Below are 2,358 nucleotides of genomic sequence, written 5' to 3' on the forward strand. Positions count from 1 at the left end.
AGGGGTAGTACCTCCCGCGCAATTACGGTTTGTGCCAGCTAAAGAAAGATAGTGTTTAATTAAATTGCGATCGCCATCGACAATTATAGTAGTAGTTCCCCCAGGACAAGTGCGATCGTATTGAGGAATTTTGTCTCCATAATTATTGACCCCTTGTAAAGGACTAATTTCATGATTTCTGACTAGAATAGTCTGTCCTTGTTGACCCTTAAAAGCCGCCATGCCGTCGTGTTGGTTGGGTACTAAATAGCCATCGTTCATTTCTTCCCCCACGCGAGAAAGAACCTTATATTGAAACCCTGGAGGTAAATCTAAGATTCCTTGAGGATCGGGAACCAATTCCCCGATGCGACTGGCAAAAGTTTCTTTGCCTGCAGCTAAATTAGCATATAAATTCTTCAGAGGTACTGCTAAAAATGCTCCGCCAATACCGACACCCGCCAATGAAAAGAGTTTTCGTCTAGATAAAGACACGACTAAATCCTCTGACAACAATCGATAATATAACTTAAATCTGCAAGATTTAGATTTATTTCTTGACGGCTAAAGTTAAACCATCGGCGATTGGCAGCATAGAAATTTCCACTCTGCTGTCTTGATATACTTTTTGATTGAATTCTCGAATGGCGACTGTTCTTTTGTCCGTATCTTCAGGATCGGCTACTCTACCAAACCACAATACATTATCGATCGCAATCATGCCTCCCGAGCGCAAGAGAGTCAAACAACGTTCGTAATAGTTATCGTAATTTCTTTTATCAGCATCGATAAAGGCAAAATCAAAAGTACCTGTTTCTCCTGCGGTAATTAATGCGTCGAGAGTATCTAAGGCTGGGGCGAGGCGAAAATCAATCCTGTCTGCCACTCCTGCTTCTTGCCAATAGCGACGGGCAATAGCTGTGGCTTCTGGATCGCGATCGCAAGCTACAACTTTGCCATCTTCGGGTAATGCTAGGGCGACTACCAAAGAGCTATATCCTGTAAATACGCCAATATCGAGAGTTTTTTTCGCCCCTAATAATTTAATTAGTAATGCCATAAACTGCCCTTGATCGGGAGAAATTTGCATTATTTTGGCTCGATGGAAGTCTGTTTCTCGACGCAATTTAGTTAATATTGCGGTTTCTTTTAAAGAGACTGAAAGTAAATATTTATATATTTTTTCGTTCGATATTAGACTATTTTTCTCCATCTTTTTGACTGCTTTGAATAAAATACGCTCATTGTAGATCTTCGTTGAATTTGTTTTATGCTTGGCAAGGACTTATTTTTTGCCTTGGTACATCTCCTAAGTTATTCGTGCGATATGCCGTCAAAATAATTTCTCCTGACTCGGTAACTTTAGAGACTGTTCGTAAACTTAGATGAAGAAGAGGATTAAGCCTTTCTTTTTCGCCGATTATCAGTCAGTCGTCTTAACATAAGCCGAATCATCACGATATAAACCACAGCTTCGTGATTTTCAGGAAGTACCTCGTAATCCCGACATAAGCGACGAGATTTATCGAGCCACGAGAAAGTTCTCTCAGCAACCCATCGCCAGGGGGCAACAATAAATCCTTCTTGGATAATTCAATTTATCTCTCTATTTACAATATTTTACGAACAGTCTCTAAATATGACTTGTATAATTTCAAAGTTATTAATCGACCAAAATTTTTCTCGTTGTATTGATGAGTTTATCAATTTCCTTTTTGTCTAATCTCAATGATCGAGAACTGCCGTACACTTGATCTCAACAATTAATCCTGGAGTAGATAAACCAGTCACTCCCACACCTGTCCAAGTAGGATATTTATTAGTAAAATAACGATCTTTTACTTGGATAAATAGAGGCAGATGGGGAATAGTTAACTGCTGGTTTTCGGCTACATTTGCTCCTGTGACATGGTAAGTAATCATCTCGACCACATCATCAAAACTTGCTCCTGCTGCTGTTAGTACCTTACTTACATTCTCGAATGCCTGGACAAATTGGGCTTCAGTATCCTCTACTACCTGTAAATTTTCATCCCTGCCTACTTGTCCTGATATATATAAAGTATTGCCCACCTTAATCCCAGGACAGTAATGGTACTTTTCGTAGAGGATTTCCATCCCTGGAGGAATAATAACTTCGCGAGTATTGCCCATCTTTATGAATTCCCAGACTTATAAAAAATTAGTTGCCAAGAATTTTAGCAAGGATTTTCACTCTGCTGTTGAAATTATCGAGTCGAAAATTCCCGAACCTGCTGATAATCAAATTTTGATTCGCAATAAGTTTGCGGGAGTAAATGCAGGTTTTGATACTTTGCTGTGTAAAGGGAAGATACCCTATTTTAGCGAGACACCGCCAATTGACTTGGGGGTAGAAGC

The 2,358-nt window shown here is 39.7% G+C and carries 4 protein-coding genes and 1 pseudogene; 1 reads left to right on the plus strand and 4 read right to left on the minus strand.

The genetic code is table 11. From position 1 onward, the window contains the following. The 4 genes from AC33VI_RS09465 to AC33VI_RS09480 form a co-directional block, all read right to left on the minus strand. On the minus strand, positions 1–474 hold a 474-nt coding region (locus AC33VI_RS09465), incomplete at its 3' end, for an alkaline phosphatase PhoX (protein ID WP_491782019.1). A gap of 55 nt (positions 475–529) precedes the next feature. Continuing rightward, positions 530–1,192, minus strand: a complete 663-nt coding sequence (locus tag AC33VI_RS09470; RefSeq protein ID WP_491782020.1) for a class I SAM-dependent methyltransferase — start codon at positions 1,190–1,192, stop codon at positions 530–532. A 185-nt stretch (positions 1,193–1,377) separates the two neighbouring features. Next, the gene (locus AC33VI_RS09475; protein WP_491782022.1) at positions 1,378–1,572 is read right to left on the minus strand and encodes a transposase; all 195 of its coding nucleotides are present in this window, start codon (positions 1,570–1,572) and stop codon (positions 1,378–1,380) included. A gap of 132 nt (positions 1,573–1,704) precedes the next feature. Continuing rightward, positions 1,705–2,133, minus strand: a complete 429-nt coding sequence (locus AC33VI_RS09480; RefSeq protein ID WP_491782021.1) for a RidA family protein — start codon at positions 2,131–2,133, stop codon at positions 1,705–1,707. 4 nt (positions 2,134–2,137) lie between these two features. On the opposite strand from AC33VI_RS09480, the pseudogene AC33VI_RS09485 reads away from it, so the two are divergent. Continuing rightward, positions 2,138–2,358 (plus strand): annotated as a pseudogene (locus tag AC33VI_RS09485) (alcohol dehydrogenase); the annotation flags it as partial.

The organism is Waterburya sp., assembly GCF_058530065.1.